Consider the following 16,681-nt stretch of genomic DNA (forward strand, 5'->3'; position numbering starts at 1 on the left):
CAGATTCTTCTTTATTGTTGGCAGCAAGGGCAGAAGTGCGTACTTCTGCCGGCTCTTTTTTCTCGTATAATCTTTTCGTGACAGCGACGACAAGCTTCACCTTCTCGTCCGTAGACCCAAAGTTGATTCTGAAAGTCTCCTTTTTGACCTTCACCATCAACATAGTCGCGAAAAGAGGTCCCTCTGGCTTCAATACCTTCACGTAATACTTCTTGTATGCTTTGATAGAGCTTCTGCCCTTCTTCTTCTTGTAAGGACTGGGCCAGGCGGTCGGGATGAAGGCCCGCTCGTGCCAAAGCTTCATCAACGTAGATGTTGCCCAGACCTGCTAGAAAATGTTGGTTAAGTAGCAGTGGCTTTAGTTTGCTCTTTTTTTGGGAGAGTGCTTTTAGAAATATTTGAACTGTAAAATCTTCTGATAAAGGTTCTGGTCCTAGGCTCATTAAGCCGGACAAATCTGTGAGCTGATTGGAAGGACGTAAAGTAAGCGTACCAAACTGACGAACGTCGCTATAGCGAAGTTCTACCTCTTGACTTAGTTGAAAAATTACATGGCAATGAGGAAGAAGAGGCTCCTCTTTGGGCGATGCGACCAGGCGCCCCGTCATGCGCAAATGAATAACGAGACTATAGTCTCCTGAGAGTTGAAAAATCAAATATTTGCCCCGCCGCTTTATGGCCTCAATGGTACGCCCTAGAAGGGTTTCAGCAAAATCTTCTCCTGGCAAGCTGCTTACCATTTTGGCTAGCTTAATGGTGACGCCTTCTATCTTGTGACCGACGACTTTCTTTTCTAAAGTGCGTCGAACTGTTTCTACTTCTGGCAATTCAGGCATGACTTAGGCCTCCTCAGGAAGAGGATAGGGCGTCATGTCATACCAGTTTTGTCCGATTTTCATATCAACGACGAGAGGTACTGATAGTACAATCGTTGTTTCCATTACATTTTGGATCATTGGTGCTATTTCTGTCAATTCTTTCCTTGGTACTTGGAAGATTAATTCATCGTGAACTTGTAAAATCATACGAGTGGCTGCTTGTTTCTCTTGTAAAAGCCGATCAATGGCTACCATGGCTGCTTTAATAATATCGGAAGCCGTACCTTGGATGGGTGTATTCATAGCCATCCGCTCTCCAAAAGCTTGGCGAACTTTGTTACGCACTGCCAGTTCTGGCAGGTGCCTCCGCCGGCCTAATAAAGTGGTAACATAACCGTCTTTTCTGGCTGTTGCAATTGTTTTTTCAATGTAATCTTTAACGCCGCCATAGCGAGCAAAGTATCCTTCTATATAGTGTTTTGCTTCTGCTCGACTTACTGACAAGTCTCTACTTAAGCCAAAGTCGCTAATGCCATAAACAATGCCAAAGTTGACGGCTTTGGCGCGCCGTCTCATTTCTGAAGTGACTTCTTCCATGGGTACAGCAAAGACTTCGCTGGCTGTGCGCGTGTGAATATCTTGCTCTTTGGCAAAAGCATCAATTAAAGAGGCGTCACCAGAAAGATGGGCTAAAATTCGTAGCTCGATTTGCGAGTAATCGGCTGCAACCAATAGAGTTTCTTCTGCTGGTGCTATAAAGGCTTTGCGGATCTTGCGCCCTTCTTCTAAACGAATGGGAATGTTTTGAAGGTTGGGATCTGTTGAGGAAAGGCGCCCTGTTGCTGTGACTGTCTGATTTAAGGTACTGTGAATACATCCATCTGCTTCGATGAGCGGCAATAGACCTTCCACGTAGGTTGAATGAAGCTTCATGAGCTGTCGATACTCTATTACTTTCTCCACAATGGGATGGCGGTCTCTTAGTTCTTCGAGCACTTCTACGTCTGTGGAGTAACCTGTTTTTGTTTTTTTGATAACCGGTAGGCATAGCTTTTCAAAAAGGATCTTGCCGAGTTGTTGGGTTGAGTTGATGTTAAAGCTTTCATCGGCTAGATCATGGATGCTTTGCCGCAATCCTTCGAGATGAACGCGCAGCTCTTCGGACATTTCTTGCAATACTGTTGGGTCTACGGCAAAGCCTTCTTTTTCCATGGCTGCTAAGATGGAAGCGAGCGGCAGCTCCACTTCTTGATAGAGTGTGAAAAGCGCCTGTTCTTGCAATGCTTTTTCTAGGATTGGTATCAAGGCAAACAAAGCAGCCCCAAAGGAAGCTTTCTCTCCATCTGATGGCGCTTCATCTTTCCCTGTACTGTCTATGTTCCAGCCTAAATATTTTTCTGCCAACTCTGATAGACTGTAGCGATTGGTAACAGGGTCCAGCAAGTAGGCTGCAAGAAGGGCATCGCCCCGTACGCCTTTGAGGTCAATGCCTGCTTGTTGGAAAAGTAGCCAGTAGGCTTTGGCATCGAAAAAGACTTTTTGACCTTCTTGGCTTGACCAAAAAGGTTCTGTTGCTTGGAAAAAAGCATAGGGATCATCGATAATGTGCACTGTCGGTACTGCTTCAATGGCGCCATAGGCGAGGACGAGCTTTTCTAGCTTTCCTTTCCGTGGGATCCCTTCCCAGGTTCCCCAGAGGGCTACGAGCTCCTCTTTTTTTGTGCCCTTTTCTTGTAGTATCTCTAACAAAGCGCCATAGTCAGAAGACGCTAGAAGTGTATAATCGCTTGTCTTTGCCAAAGAAGCCTTCTTAGCTTCATTCTCTCCATTTCCGGCAGAAGAACTATGACTTTGCTTGCTTGCACTTTCTCCTTCCTTTTCTACTCCGGGCAAGTTGCGAAGCAACGTACGAAACTGAAGATGCTCATACTTTTCTCGCAGCCTTTCATAGTCTGGTTCTTGCAAAGCACAACTGGACCACTGCAAAGGCAGTTCCATATCTTGCTTAATGGTTGCCAGTTCTTTGGAAAGCAAGGCTTGTTCTTGATGGAGACGCAGTTTTTCTTGTAGCTTTCCTTTGACTGCATCAATTTGCTCGTAGAGCTTTTCTATGGAGTCGAATTGTTTGAGCAGTTTAAGAGCTGTTTTTTCGCCGACGCCTGGTACGCCTGGGATATTGTCAGAGCTATCGCCCATTAATCCTTTGAAGTCAATTACTTGCTGCGGCGCTAGACCTACTTTTTCTTGCAAGAGAGCTTCATCATAGCGCTCTATTTCACTAATTCCTTTTCGCGTCAACAAGACTTCTACGTCTGCTGTAATCAGTTGCCAGGCGTCACGATCACCTGTGACGATGAGGCTATGAAACCCTTCTTGTTCGGCTTTGCGGCTGAGCGTACCAATGATGTCATCGGCTTCATAACCCTCTTCTTCAAAAAGAGCAATGCGATGCAATGCCATGACTTCTTTAAGCAAAGCAAACTGTGGTCGGAGCTCTTCCGGCGTAGCACCCCGATTGGCTTTGTAGGCTTCATAGGTCTGGTTACGAAAGGTTTTTCTACTTTTATCAAGAGCTACTGCCAAATAGTCCGGCTTGTATTCCCTCTTAAGCCTTTCTAACATATTCAAAAAGCCATAGACGGCGTTGGTCGGTATACCTGCACTGTTTGAAAGCGGCGGTATGGCATAAAAAGCACGATGCAGCAAACTGCTACCGTCGATAATCATAAAAAGGGGTTTGTTCACAGTTATAGACTCCTTTCGGCATCAGAAAAGGGGACGGCCTTTGTAAAAAGTGCCGTCCCTCTCTAGTATCTCTTTGATTGGGAGCAAAAAAACGTCAAAATCCTTGCTCTGGAGAAGGCGCTCTTGCTCATTATACCAAAATTCTTTTATAGCGCCCTTCTCTCTTTGACCAATCTTTTTCTTTTTCTATTCTTACGGCACAATGCTTTAGTTCTGGTATCTTCGCAATGGGATCGCGAGCACCGTTGGTTAGTTCATTAATTCGACTTTCCCTAAAGTGAAAAGAAGAAAAAACAAGACCAGGCGCAACGCCTTCTGTCAAGTATACCGGTAAAGTTACAGCACCTCGTCGCGAGTGAAGGGTAACAAGGTCGCCCGTTCGTAAACCTTCTTGTGCGCCATCTTTTGGGTGCATCTCTAGGTGTTCTTCCGGGTAAGCCCAGTGAAGGGCCCCTCGACGAGTCATAGACCCCCCGTGATAGTGAAAAAGCCGTCTACCTGTCGAGAGGATGTAGGGATAGTTCTGGCAAGGTTCCTCTGCAGGACCTAGGTAGGGCACGCCATGAAACTTTCCTTTTCCTCGTGAAAAGCTTTCTTCATGAAGGCGTGCTGTTCCAGGATGATCAGAACTGGGGCAGGGCCAACAGAGGCTGCCTTCTTTATGTAGCCTTTCGGGCGTTATGCCACCGTAGGCGCTGTTGACCAGGTTAATCTCTTCTAGAATTTCTGCCGGGCTTTCATAATTCATGGGATAGCCCAATCGACAAGATAGTTCTGTGAGAATTTTCCAGTCAGGACGGGCTTCTCCTCTTTGTTCAATGGCTTTATGCAAAGATTGTACTCTTCGTTCTGTATTGGTAAAGGTGCCTTCTTTTTCAGCAAAAGAGGCAGCCGGTAAGACCACATGGGCTAGCTCTGCTGTTTCTGTTAAAAAGATATCAGCCACAACGAGTATGTCTAACTTTTGCAATGCTTTGACGACATGACTGCTGTTGGCATCTGCTAAGACAGGGTTTTCTCCCATGATAAACATAGCTTTGATGGTCCCTTCAGCAGCACCATCTATCATCTCACCGACAGTACAGCCGGGTCGAATCGATAGTTTTTCTTCTTCTACAGCCCAAAGTGACGCCATCTTGCGCCGTATTTTTTCATCTTGTACAGCTTGATAGCCTGGATAGACGTCGGGCAAAGCGCCCATGTCACAGGCGCCTTGTACGTTATTTTGACCGCGCAAAGGATTGACGCCTGTGCCTGGACGTCCTATATGGCCTGTGAGCAAAGCAAGGTTGGCAATGGCCATTACGTTGTAAGTGCCTGTAAAGCGCTGTGTTATGCCCATGGTGTAGTAAATGGCGGCTTTTTTTGCGCGACTGTAGGCTCTTGCTACAGCTATGATTTGTTCTGGTCGAAGACCTGTGATTTCGGCAGCCCATTGGGGCGTACAAGGAGCGACGGCTGCTGCTAGCGCCTTAAAGTTCTCTGTTCTCTCTTCAACAAATCTATTGTTATAAAGTTTTTCTTCTATGATCACATGGGCTAGGCTATTTAAGAAAGCGAGATCGGTCCCTGCTTTGATTTGTATATGTTCTTGGGCCAGTTGTGCTATCTCTGTCTTGCGCGGGTCAATGACAATGGCCTGGCTTCCTTTCTTGATGGCTTGAATCATTTGCTGGGCAATTACAGGATGGGTCTCTGTGGTGTTTGAACCAAGGACGAGAAAGGTGTCGCTTTTTTCAATATCTTTGATCGGATTGGTCATAGCACCTGAGCCAAATGCAGCAGCAAGACCGGCTACAGAAGCGCTGTGACAGAGACGAGCGCAGTGATCGATGTTATTCGTACCAATAACAGCACGGCTGATCTTGTTAAGCAGATAATTCTCTTCGTTCGTTGTTCTAGCAGAAGCTAAAAAGGCAAAAGCATCGGGCCCTTCTGCTTGCAACAGATCTTTGAATTTCTTTGCAATCGTAGAAAAGGCTTCTTCCCAAGTCGTTTCTATCAGTTTTCCATTTTTACGAATCAAAGGCTTGGTTAATCGTTCAGGATGGTGAATAAAGCCCATGCCAAAGCGCCCTTTGGCACAAAGCGATCGTCCATTGACAATGCCCCCACCATGGGACGGCGCACTGGCCGCTATGACTTCTCGGACACCCTTTTTCTGTACCACTTCTAATTCGATGGTACAGCCTGTTCCACAGTAGGGACAGAGGGTAGGGACTTTTTCAATCTCCCAGCTTCGCGCTTTGCCTTTTTTCGTTTTATCGATCAAAGCACCGGTCGGACATACCTGAAGACAGGCACCACAAAAAACACAAGGCGAGTCCTGCAAAAGGCCGTCGCCTTCGCTCACGACTTTGGTGGCAAAGCCTCGATAGGCATAGTCTAGAACGTGCCGCCCCTGTTCTTCTTGACAGATGGTTACACATTTGCCACAAAGAATGCACTTGGTCATATGGCGTTCTATAAAAGGATTGCTGTCATCGCTGGCATATTGATTTTTCTTCCCTTGATCTTGTTCCGCAGGAAAGTCCACACCGTATTCATAGGCATATTGCTGCAATGCGCAGTGGCCTGCTTTTTCACAGCGCAAGCAATCGTTCGGATGGTTGGCTAACAAAAGTTCTAGAATTGTTTTCCTCGCTTCTATTGCGTCTTCTGAATCTGTTTCTATGATGAAACCGGGCTGAACAGGGGTGACGCAAGCCGGTTCAAGTCTTTTCTCATTTGTTTTTCCATCAATGACCGTAACGACGCAAAGGCGACAGGATCCTTGGTTCGAAAGAAATGGATCGTGACAAAGCGTAGGGATTTCTAGGTTCAGCTTACGAGCGACTTGAAGCACTGTCATGCCTGGTGATACGGTCTGCTGCTGGCCATTGATGGTGATGGTGATGTCTTGCACTTTTTGCATTGCTTTTCCCTCCTATACCCGAACAATGGCCTTGTATTTACAACTTTCTAGGCAGGCAGCGCATTTGATACAACGGATGCTGTCGATGCGGTGGGCTTCTTTCGCCTTTCCTTCGATGCATCTAGTGGGACAGCGCCGTGCACAGAGGGTACAGCCAACACAGCGTTCCGGCAAAATGGTATAGCGTAATAAGGCGGTACAAGCACCGGCGGGACAGCGCTTTTCTCTAATATGACTTTCGTATTCAGAGCGAAAATACCGTAGTGTCGTTAGGACAGGATTGGGTGCTGTCTGTCCCAAGCCACAGAGAGAGGTCTTCTTGACGACGGCAGCCAATCGTTCTAGCTTTTTCAAGTCTTCTTCTTGCCCTTGTCCTGCCTTGATCTTTTCTAGTATTTCAAGCATACGCAAGGTGCCTTCACGACAAGGTGTGCATTTGCCACAAGACTCTTTCTGCGTAAAATTAAGGAAAAACCGAGCAATATCGACCATACAAGTGCTTTCATCCATAACAACAAGTCCACCTGATCCAACCATAGCGCCGGCCTTCTTTAAGCTATCGTAATCAACTGGAAGGTCGAGCAGTTCCTCCGGCAAGCATCCACCTGAGGGGCCACCAATTTGTACTGCTTTGAAAGCTTTTCCATCTTTGACACCACCACCAATATCCATGATGATGTCTCGCAAAGACAGTCCCATGGGCACTTCAACCAAGCCTGTGTTGTTTACTTTGCCTGTTAAAGCAAAGACTTTTGATCCTTTGGAGTTATCTGTGCCCATGGAAGAAAACCAAGCAGCGCCTTTTCGTAAGATGGCAGGGATGTTGGCAAAGGTTTCTACGTTGTTAATGTTTGTTGGCTTTCCCCAGAGACCTTGAGTGGAGGGATAAGGCGGACGCTTGCGAGGCATGCCTCGCTGCCCTTCCATCGAGGCAATTAAGGCACTTTCTTCGCCACAGACAAAGGCGCCTGCACCGGCTTTGATTTCTATTGTAAAGTTAAAAGTGCTTTGTAAGGTTTTTGCACCGAGGAACCTTTTGGCATTTGCTTGATCAATTGCTTTTTGCAATCGTTCAATGGCCAGTGGATATTCCGCTCTGACGTAGACATAGCCTTTTTGCGCTCCAATGGCATAGCCTGCTATCATCATTCCTTCTAAGACAGCATGGGGATCGCCTTCTAGGACAGAACGATCCATGAATGCACCGGGATCGCCTTCGTCAGCATTGCAGATTATGTACTTTTCATCGCCTGCTGCTTCTGCAGTAAGCTGCCATTTCAGTCCCGTGGGAAAACCGCCACCACCGCGTCCGCGCAGTTCTGAACGCTTTATTTCGTCGATCACCTGGCGTGGTGTCATCGATAAGGCTTTTTTTAGACCTTTATATCCCTCTTGGGCTACATAGTCTTCTATTTTTTCAGGGTCGATGCGTCCACAATTGCGAAGGACCGTTCTTTCTTGCTTGCTATAAAAATTGATGTCTTCATATGTTTCAACGTTTCTTCCTGTAAGGGCATCTTGGTAGAGCAAGGGAGTGATAATTTTTTGGTTTATTAGATGGCTTTCTACAATCTCTTGAACATCTTTTTCTTCTACTCGACAGTAGAAGACTTTTTCAGGCTCTATGATGACGAGCGGACCTTGTTCGCAAAATCCATGACAGCCTGTTAGGACAATCTCGAGAGTCTTATGAAGCTCCCTTTCTTCTAATGCTTTCTGAAATGCTTTTTCTACTTTTTTCGCACCCGAAGCAATGCAACCTGTGCCGGCGCAAATCAAGATACGCCTTTGATCCAAGGTACCGTCCCTCCCTTATGGGTATTGTTGTAAGATAGCAGTGACTTGGTCCGGCTTCAAGCGTCCATAGGTGTCTTCGTTAATTGTAATAACGGGCGCTAAACCACAAGCACCGATGCAAGCAACCGATTCTAAGGTAAAGCGGCCATCTTCTGTTGTTTCACCGTCTCCAATGACCAGTTCTTCCTGCAATGCTGCAAAAATTTTATCACCGCCACGGACGTGACAAGCTGTGCCCATGCAGATACGAATGATATGGCGGCCTCTTGGACTTACGTGAAATTGGCTGTAAAAAGTGGTCACGCCATAGACTTGGACAAGAGCGATATCTTGACTTTTTGCAATCAAGGGCAGCACTTCTTCTGGCAAATATCCATAGAGGGTCTGTGTTTCTTGCAAAAGGGCGATGAGTGCACCTTTTTTTCCTTTGTACTTTTGTAAGATCTCTTGCAAAGCTTGGTCTTTCTGCTGGGAAGAGTTTTTAGAGGCACTGTTACAACAACGATTCATGAGCAAAACCTTCTTTCTGAATCTTTTTTTGCCTCTGCCCCAACTCGGCCAGGGACTGGCCGAGTTCGCAATCAATCCAACCTTTTTCTGTCACAATGTGATTAACAGGAATGTCATGGGGTTCCGATAAGAGCTTATGAACGATCTGTATTTGGTAGGCCAATCCGATTTTTATTGTTTTATCATGGATCTGGGTAAAAAAGCGGTCATAATAACCAGCGCCATAACCCAATCGATGACCTTGTCGATCGAAAGCCAGGGCCGGAACAAAGATTAGATCGATTTCCGTAGGTGCGACCAGAGATAAACTTTCTTTTCGTGGCTCTAAAATCCCCCAAGTACCGGCGACAAGGTCGTCCTGGCTTTTTATCTCACAAGGTAGAATTGCTTTTTCCGAGGGATGACACAAAGGCATCACCATTCTTTTGCCTTGCTGTAAAGTTACGTCAATCAGTTCTCTTGTGTCTACTTCTTGGCGAAAGCTGGCGTAAGCCATAATTACTTTTGCATCATAGAAGAGCCTTGACTGCACGATGATCTCGGTAATCTTTTTACTTTTTTCCTCTTGCTCCTCTAGACTCATTTGTTTTCGCTGATGAAGGATCTGAGCCCGTAATTTTGCTTTATCTTCTTTTCTATCATATATATATGACAAGCTTTCTCACTACTTTCTGAAGCTTGCTGTTCAGGCAAGTGCTTATGATAACTATATAGTATTCGTGAGGAAGTGCTGAAAATCCTCGAAGAAAAGGTTTCCTTTTAATCTTTGCTCTTTCTTCTTCTTGTGGAAAAAGACAAAAAAAAAGACCCCACAATGGGTCTTTTTGCCAGGTAGCAACAGTAACGATGTGGACTACCGTACAGCCAGTCCTCGTAAAGAAGAAGACTGTGGTCGAAGTCCGTCTTGTTCATTTAAGTTGGATGTGAATCTCATTAAATCGAAGAAGACCGTTAGGTCGACGTTTTGCACTTGGGCTTTAGTGGCTGGTACTTTAAGGATGATGGGTGAGAAATTCAGAATGGCTTCGATGCCCAGATCAATCATACGCTGAGCAACAGACTGTACTGCATCGGGCGGTACAGCTAAAATTGCCATTCGTACGCCTTGTTCCTTGATCAGCTTCTCCGCTCCAGCCCAATCTATAACAGGGTGTCCCTGAATTTCTGTACCTGCAAGGGCAGGATCAGAATCAACGATTGCTTCAATAGAGAAACCTCGCTGGGTAAATCCAGGATAAGCGGCTAATGAAGAGCCTAAGTGGCCTGCACCTACAATAATGACCGGCCAACTCCGATCTTGTCCCAGAAGCTTGCGGATATTGTCACGTAACTCTCTAACGTTGTAACCGACTCCACGAACGCCAAATTCGCCAAACATAGACAGGTCTTTACGAACGACGCCGGAGTTAATGCCGACTGCATCGCCAAGTTCCACAGAAGAAATAATAGGTACGCCTCGTTCTTCCAGTTGCTCAAGAATTCGTGAATACAACGATAATCTCATAATCGTTGGTTCTGGAACTTTAAAAAATTTCATTGAATCCCCATCCCCCTCAAATGATGTCAATACTCGCGTTGTCAGCTGCCTTTGTCCCAAAGGAAATGGATAATTGGCAGTTATATATGTCTGAATTAACTATACATGCGAAAGTTTCCACTTGCAATACCTTTTTGCACATTTTGCTAAAACTTTGATCGACTTTTTTTAATCCTTTCTATATCTTCTAACATATTAGAGAAAGAAAATATTCAATTGGTACTTTATGGTGGTCATGGTAGATTGGTAACAATTTTTTCGCTCCCCCTTGACACCCTATACCCCTATCAGGTATATTTTTTAAGCATAGAAAGAACATAAAGGAGGCTCACAAGTATGAGCAACCTAACGCGGCGTAACTTTTTTAAAAGAACGGCCATTTCAGGTGTCGTCGGTGCTGCCGTTTTAACAGCAGGGAAAGAAGCTCTCGCTTCGCCTTCTGAAATTGGTACTGTCGGTACCCTGATTGATTTAACTCGTTGTGATGGCTGTGTCCATGAAAACACACCACAATGTGTATCAGCCTGTAGACAGAAGAACCAGCGTCGTTTTCCCGAACCAGAAAAGCCCATTCTTGATTATTGGCCTCACAAAACCCATGAAGATTGGTCCGACAAAAGAGAGCTCACCAATCGCCTGACTCCTTACAATTGGACTTATGTACAGAATGTAAAAGTGCAAAAAGACGGTGAAACGAAAGAAGTCTTCGTTCCTCGCCGCTGTATGCACTGTGAAAATCCACCTTGTGCTCATATCTGCCCTTTTAGTGCCAATACCAAAACAGCAGAAGGCGTCGTAGTGATCGATGATGAAATCTGTTTCGGTGGCGCCAAATGTCGCGATGTTTGCCCTTGGGAAATCCCGGCCCGCCAAGCTGGTGTGGGACTTTATATGAAGTTTGCACCGAAGTTCGGTGGCGGCGGCGTTATGTACAAGTGTGATCTTTGCATTGATCGTCTCCGTGCTGGCAAGGCACCGGCCTGTGTCGATGCCTGTCCCAATCAAGCGATTCTATATGGTCAAAAAGAAGCGCTTTACCATGAAGCCCTGACCAGAGCGAAAGCAATCAACGGTTATGTTTATGGTGATAAAGAAAATGGTGGTACTACAACCTTCTACGTCTCTGAAGTACCCTTTGAAGATCTTCATCAGGCGATGGTAGAGCAGTCGATAGACGGCAAGCCCGGTCGTTCTGGCATGCCTGTTGGCGTTGGTAACGCTATGGACAATGCCAACAATTTGGCCAAAGCAGTTCTTTATGCGCCTTTTGCTGGTATGGTAGCAGCCGGAGTGGCAGCTTATCGAACCATGAAAGGAGATGATAAGTAGTGGCTCCTAGATTTAAAGAGAGTGAAAAGATTCTGGAAAACGGTAAAGTACTACGGCATGGCAAAACAACGCGATTGCTGCACTGGCTCATTGCCTTATCAATTTTTTCTCTTTTCTTTTCGGGATTTGGGCAGATGCCCATGTATAAGCGTTACATGCTCGTCGATGTACCCGGCATGGCTTGGACAGGCGATTACGCCCTGACGCTGGTGCTTCATTATGTCGGTGCCATTGCCTTAATTGTCCTTGTGGCTTTTCATCTTTTTTATCATGCTTTTCGCCGAGAATTTGATATTGTACCCCGCAAAGGCGACGTGGGTGAATCAGTGCAAATTATGAAAGCCATGGTAACAGGCAAAGACGAACCACCTTCTCATAAATATCTAGCCGAACAGCGTCTCGCTTATGCTTTTATTGGTGTGAGCATTCTAGGTGTCATCATTACAGGCATGGTGAAAGTCTACAAGAATCTTCCCGGTGTTGATCTAGCCGAAAATACAATCTTCTGGATGACACAACTACACAACATCACAGCCATGATGATCTTACTCGGCATCGTCTTACACCTTGCCGCTTTCCTAGTACCAGCAAACCGCAAGCTTATTCCTTCTATGTTCAGCGGTGAAGTCGATGCTTCTTACGTAGAACATCGCCACAGCAAATGGTGGGCACAATTGCTTGCTAAAAGCACCGGTTCATCAACAGGCACAACAAGAGCATCTACCTCTTCTTCTGATAAGAGTTCAAAAAACATCTCTTCTTAAAAACTAACTCCTCTTTCAAAGCAATTATGGCCGGACGGTCACAACCAAAGATGAACTTAAGAAAAAGGGCCGATTGATCAAGACTGATCAATCGGCCCTTTTTCTTCTATCACTTGATTACAAAACTATCGCCTGGCTCCATCAACTGACACTGGGCATCACTACCCTCATGAACCATTTTCTTAAAAGCTTCGCCGTCTTGTTGCAGCAAAGGAAAGGTATTGTAATGCATAGGAACAACATAGCGAGGATGAAGCCACTTGGTCGCAAAGATTGCATCTTCCGGCCCCATTACATAATTGTCCCCAATTGGCAGAAGCGCTACATCAAGACGTTGACTTTTGAGGTGACAAAGGTTGATCAATTCCATATCTCGAAAAAGCCCTGTGTCACCAGCATGATAAATACTTTTACCGCTCATTTGAATTAAAAAGCCACAAGGATTGCCACCGTAAATCATTCGGTCACCTTCTATAATGGCCGATCCATGGTGAGCCGTTGTAAGTCGCACTCTCCCAAAGTCAAAGTCATGCTTGCCCCCAATGTGCATACCATGAACTTTAGCGCCTTTGGTACTGCAATAGTGAGCAATCTCATGGTTCGTAATAATGGTAGCATCACAACGTTTGGCAATATCAATGGCATCTCCGAGATGGTCTCCATGGCCATGGGTAACCAATATATATTGTGCCTGTATTTGATCAGCTTTCGTAGGACTAGCAGGGTTGCCTGTAAACCAAGGGTCGACAAGCACTTTGTATTTGCCATCGTCTAAAAGAAAGTTGGCGTGACCGTAAAAGGTAAGCATGAGCATAAATAACAAGGCCTCCTTAACACTAACTCCATCTCGTTACATTAGATCCCTATACATCAATTCTAGGCGAACCACCCGATGGTAGATCTTCTCGATCGGGTACAGGTCGATGGCCGCCCCGGTTTTCTTGGTCAATTTTCTGCCATAAAGCGACTAGCTTCTCAAATTGCTTGCGTTCAAGCTTGCCTTTATAGCTTGGTGTTTCAAAAAGACGATCCGGTAAATCTTTCGGATCCACTTTATAACCTAATTTTTCTTTGATTCGCCACTTGATCTGATGGATCTCTTCGCCAAGCCAGTCCAGCTCTTCGTCACTTCGTCCCATGCCGACGGCATCAAGGCATTCACGAACAGAATTGCGATCATAAGCTTTGCGAGAGAAAAGACAAATGGTGAGACAGTTTAAGACATTGCGCTCTTTTTCTTCGGCTAGCAGGGCCTTGACAAGCTCTTCATCATCTAGAGGTGGTCGTTGTTGATCAAGGGCGTAGCCTGCGTTATCAAGGTGAGAGTGTCGGGCCCCTACAAGCTGCCCAAGCAAGTTGCCATAGCCTGTATGGTATCCTGCCATCTCCAATCCCCCAATGGCGCAGGCATACTCTTCCCCGCCATATTTTGCCGTAACATGAGGTAGCCCTTTCCCCAGAGCAACATAGAAATCATTGGTTCCATTGCAAAGATGACCCAATGCTTCGTTAAACCCTTTGAAATCACCAAAGCGAACGGGCGTTACCGTTTCTTTCTCTGTGATCAAGCCTCTTTCAAAAGCTTCTGCCGTCCAAGCCAAGACGACACCCGAAGTAATTGCGTCCAAGCCATCTAATTCTACTCTTTCAATCAAGCCTAGAATATCTTCACGATTGCCTAAGCCTAACATAGAGCCGAAAGAATAGACCAGTTCATGATCGTACGATAGATGGACTGACTCATATTCATAAGGTTCAGCAAATTGACGACGATGCAGGGCAATGTGAATACAGCCAATGGGGCAACCGGAGCAGGCAATTTTTCGAATTAAGTTATGCTCGGCAAAAGCTTCCCCAGAGATACTTTCTGCTTCTTCAAAGCTTCCAGATTGACAGTTGTTTGTCGGCAAGCCACCTATTTCACTTAGCGGAATGACATTGCCGGCTGTGCCTAAGCCATGATATTTGAGCATGACATCGGTGTCATTAATTTTATGATACATATTGCGATACACTTTGGCATAAGCGCTTTTGTTTTCGATAGGGTACGATTCGGTGCCATGGACGACAATGGCTTTAATATATTTTGAACCTAAAACAGCACCGAGGCCAAGTCGCCCCCAATGTCGGAAGGTATCAACAACGACGTTGGCAAAAGGAATTTGTCTTTCTCCAGCAATCCCTATACGAACAATGGAACGCTTTCCCGTCCCTTCTTCCAGATCGCGCAAGATGCGGGCCGATTCTTCGGAGGACAATCCCCAGATACCTATGCCGTTTTTGAAGTCAACGCCCTGGGCTTTAATAGAAAGATAGATCGGTCCATCGGCTTTACCGGTAATTACAATGGCATCCCAGCCTGAGAAGCGCATGGCCATGCCAAAGCGAAGGCCAGCATAAGATTCTCCCAGTTCCCCTGTCTGAGGAGAGACAAAAAGAGCAGGCACTTTCGTTATGACAGGATAGAGAAAGTTAAGAGCCCCATTGGCAAAGACAACAGGTTGTTCGGGATGGAGTGGAGGAAGGCCGGGCTTGCATTGTTCTTCAAAAAGCTTGATACCGACACCGAGACCACCGAGATAGGGATAGAGATCTTTTCGGTTCTCAAATCGAACAGTCTGATCTGAAACATTAATATAGAGAACACGAATGTAATCTTTGTTTAACACTTATTATTCACTCCTCTTCGGTCTCAGTTCCCATCATGAACTAGATCATTTGGATTTTTCCTCTTTGACGAGGGACCTTCTAGCTCCTTAATAGGAAAAGCACCGCCAGGGGCATTTTCTTCTGCGTGAGGACTTACTTCCATTGTCAAGCATTCATGAGGACAAAAGCTAGCACAGTTACCACATTGAATACAGATAATAGCTTTTTTCTCATCTTCATCATAGTCAATGACTTGAACGACACAAGCGTCGGCACATTTTCTACAGCCAATACAACGATCTCGATGATAGCGTATCCCGCCGCCGGCTCTTGGAACAAGGGCCTGCACACAGCAAGCTCGCGCGCAAGGCGGATCGATACAAGCTCGACATATGTTGGCTACAAATTTGCTCGTATAGCCGCCTCTTGTTAGGATTTTAATGGCGCTTTTGTGCATCGAGTAGCTGCGATAAACCATGCGAGCACAAGCTTGCATGCACGAGTAGCAGGCGATACACCGATTCATGCCTGGTGCCATTAAGACGCGAGGGCGACGCTTCTGGTCCCCTTCTTTCTTCTGAGCAACCACAGGACCGGCTTCACCTGTTACAACCTTTTCTTTGTCATTCTTTTCATCCACTGCCATCACCTCAAAACCATTATGAACCATTTTAGTGTTACTATGCAAGGTATTTCCTATAGCAAGAACGTAACATCGTCGAATGTATGTATGGCTTATCTTTATCCCCAATCTTGTCCTTATATTTTCCACAGCATAAAAGCCGATTATATATAGTTATTAACAGACTTATACACATTATCCACAGGTTTTTCATGCACACCCTAGCAGGCGAAGGTATGTTTGGTGTTAAGAACCTTCCTTTGCTATAGAAAAAAGGCCTGAGGTTCTAGCACCTCGGCCTTCTCTATTCTTCTCTATCGATATTAGGCTTGCCCATATTTTCCTTGTAACCACTTGATTTCTTCTTCTACTTCTTTTTCTGTTAGGGCTACGGGACCACCGGCCAAAAAAGATAGGAGATAGATCTGGGCACATTCTTCCAATAGCTCGGCCATGAGAAAGGCTTGGCTAAGGTCTTTACCAACAGCCACAGCCCCGTGATTGGCCATGAGGGCTACGGGTCTTTCTCCCAGGGCTTTCACTACATTGTCAGCCAAAGATAAGGAACCGATGGGGGCGTGCGGTGCTGTTATAACGCCTCCACCGAAATAGGCTACCATGTTGTCTAGAACAGGTGGTATGTCATTCCGTGTTGCTGCGACAGCACTGGCATGTTTGGAGTGACAATGCACAATGGCCTGAACATCGGGCCTTGCTTGTAAAATGGCTCGATGCAATCCTTTTTCAATGGATGGTTTCCTGTGCCCCTCTACAACGTCTCCTGTCTCAATATCCATAATGACCAAATCTTCTAGTTGAAGCTTGTCATAGGCCATACCACTCGGCGTAATCAACATTTTTTTCCCTTCCGGTAAACGATGACTGATGTTTCCGCCTGATCCACTTACAAGTCCCTGGGCAATGAGCTTTTTGCCGTAATCTATAATTTTTTCTCCAAGGGCTCCGATTTCTTTATTGACCATCTGTTGCTTACTG

General features: G+C 45.7%; 13 protein-coding genes. 2 read left to right on the forward strand and 11 right to left on the reverse strand.

Annotated features, from left to right (window positions below; all coding sequences use genetic code 11):
* Positions 1-11: 11 nt before the first annotated feature.
* From mutM to FTV88_RS13735, 7 genes are all read right to left on the reverse strand, one after another.
* Entirely contained in the window at positions 12-836 is an 825-nt protein-coding gene (gene mutM / locus FTV88_RS13705) for a DNA-formamidopyrimidine glycosylase (RefSeq protein WP_153726128.1), read from the reverse strand.
* A 3-nt stretch (positions 837-839) separates the two neighbouring features.
* A complete protein-coding gene (gene polA, locus FTV88_RS13710; RefSeq protein ID WP_153726129.1) occupies positions 840-3,563 on the reverse strand; it encodes a DNA polymerase I in 2,724 nt (907 codons plus the stop codon).
* A 130-nt stretch (positions 3,564-3,693) separates the two neighbouring features.
* On the reverse strand, positions 3,694-6,468 hold the full coding sequence (gene fdhF / locus FTV88_RS13715) for a formate dehydrogenase subunit alpha (protein ID WP_207707966.1): 2,775 nt from the start codon (positions 6,466-6,468) through the stop codon (positions 3,694-3,696).
* Positions 6,469-6,489: 21 nt separating this feature from the next.
* Positions 6,490-8,274 carry an NADH-quinone oxidoreductase subunit NuoF gene (gene nuoF, locus FTV88_RS13720; RefSeq protein WP_153726131.1) on the reverse strand — a complete coding sequence of 595 codons (1,785 nt, stop codon included), beginning with the start codon at positions 8,272-8,274 and terminating at the stop codon, positions 6,490-6,492.
* A gap of 15 nt (positions 8,275-8,289) precedes the next feature.
* The gene (nuoE, locus tag FTV88_RS13725; protein ID WP_153726132.1) at positions 8,290-8,784 is read right to left on the reverse strand and encodes an NADH-quinone oxidoreductase subunit NuoE; all 495 of its coding nucleotides are present in this window, start codon (positions 8,782-8,784) and stop codon (positions 8,290-8,292) included.
* Complete coding sequence (locus tag FTV88_RS13730) at positions 8,768-9,439, reverse strand: 5-formyltetrahydrofolate cyclo-ligase (RefSeq protein ID WP_153726133.1); 672 nt, start codon at positions 9,437-9,439, stop codon at positions 8,768-8,770. The genes nuoE and FTV88_RS13730 overlap by 17 nt, the downstream gene beginning before the upstream one ends.
* 198 nt (positions 9,440-9,637) lie before the next feature.
* On the reverse strand, positions 9,638-10,321 hold the full coding sequence (locus FTV88_RS13735; RefSeq protein WP_153726134.1) for a redox-sensing transcriptional repressor Rex: 684 nt from the start codon (positions 10,319-10,321) through the stop codon (positions 9,638-9,640).
* 336 nt (positions 10,322-10,657) lie between these two features.
* Here FTV88_RS13735 and FTV88_RS13740 point away from each other — a divergent pair, with 336 nt between their 5' ends.
* Together FTV88_RS13740 and FTV88_RS13745 are read left to right on the forward strand one after the other, a co-directional pair.
* Positions 10,658-11,650 carry a 4Fe-4S dicluster domain-containing protein gene (locus FTV88_RS13740; RefSeq protein ID WP_153726135.1) on the forward strand — a complete coding sequence of 331 codons (993 nt, stop codon included), beginning with the start codon at positions 10,658-10,660 and terminating at the stop codon, positions 11,648-11,650.
* Positions 11,650-12,414: a formate dehydrogenase subunit gamma gene (locus tag FTV88_RS13745; RefSeq protein WP_153726136.1), complete on the forward strand. Its 765-nt coding sequence runs from the start codon at positions 11,650-11,652 to the stop codon at positions 12,412-12,414. Before FTV88_RS13740 ends, FTV88_RS13745 begins: the two co-directional genes overlap by 1 nt.
* A 109-nt stretch (positions 12,415-12,523) precedes the next feature.
* Here FTV88_RS13745 and FTV88_RS13750 read toward each other — a convergent pair whose 3' ends face one another.
* The 4 genes from FTV88_RS13750 to FTV88_RS13765 all read right to left on the reverse strand — a co-directional run bounded on the left by FTV88_RS13750 (position 12,524) and on the right by FTV88_RS13765 (position 16,668).
* Entirely contained in the window at positions 12,524-13,228 is a 705-nt protein-coding gene (locus FTV88_RS13750; protein WP_153726137.1) for a metal-dependent hydrolase, read from the reverse strand.
* A gap of 49 nt (positions 13,229-13,277) precedes the next feature.
* A complete protein-coding gene (locus FTV88_RS13755) occupies positions 13,278-15,083 on the reverse strand; it encodes an aldehyde ferredoxin oxidoreductase N-terminal domain-containing protein (RefSeq protein ID WP_153726138.1) in 1,806 nt (601 codons plus the stop codon).
* Between the two features lie 23 nt (positions 15,084-15,106).
* Positions 15,107-15,703: a 4Fe-4S dicluster domain-containing protein gene (locus FTV88_RS15690; protein ID WP_207707882.1), complete on the reverse strand. Its 597-nt coding sequence runs from the start codon at positions 15,701-15,703 to the stop codon at positions 15,107-15,109.
* A gap of 305 nt (positions 15,704-16,008) precedes the next feature.
* On the reverse strand, positions 16,009-16,668 hold the full coding sequence (locus FTV88_RS13765; protein WP_153726139.1) for a class II aldolase/adducin family protein: 660 nt from the start codon (positions 16,666-16,668) through the stop codon (positions 16,009-16,011).
* Positions 16,669-16,681 lie beyond the last annotated feature (13 nt).

It is taken from the genome of Heliorestis convoluta (assembly GCF_009649955.1).
In the GTDB taxonomy this organism is placed as follows: domain Bacteria; phylum Bacillota; class Desulfitobacteriia; order Heliobacteriales; family Heliobacteriaceae; genus Heliorestis; species Heliorestis convoluta.